Raw genomic sequence first — 270 nt, 5'->3', positions numbered from 1 at the left:
AAGACAGACTAGACGAGCAGACAAGAAGGAGAAGACGTCATGGACCATAACGACAGGCAAGCCATCGAGGGGCTGTTTGGCAAGCTCGGCCAAGCCGCCCAAGCCCAGCCTCATCGCGACCCCGAGGCCGAGGCGCTGATCAGTGATCTGATCGCCCGCAACCCCGGCGCGGCCTATTACCTGGCCCAGACGGTGATGGTGCAGGAACAGGCGCTGAACACGGCACAAGAGCACATCCAGCAACTGCAGCACCAGCCGCAGCCCCAGCAG

The 270-nt window shown here is 62.6% G+C and carries 1 protein-coding gene; it reads left to right on the top strand.

Annotation, left to right across the window (positions count from 1 at the left end; translation table 11 throughout):
• Nucleotides 1–39: 39 nt before the first annotated feature.
• On the top strand, nt 40–270 hold a 231-nt coding region (locus ACSNOK_RS34385), incomplete at its 3' end, for a DUF2076 domain-containing protein (RefSeq protein ID WP_436784649.1).

It is taken from the genome of Streptomyces sp. URMC 126, from assembly GCF_051386555.1.
Taxonomy (GTDB): domain Bacteria; phylum Actinomycetota; class Actinomycetes; order Streptomycetales; family Streptomycetaceae; genus Streptomyces.
This window is presented reverse-complemented; position numbering and strand designations above follow the sequence as displayed.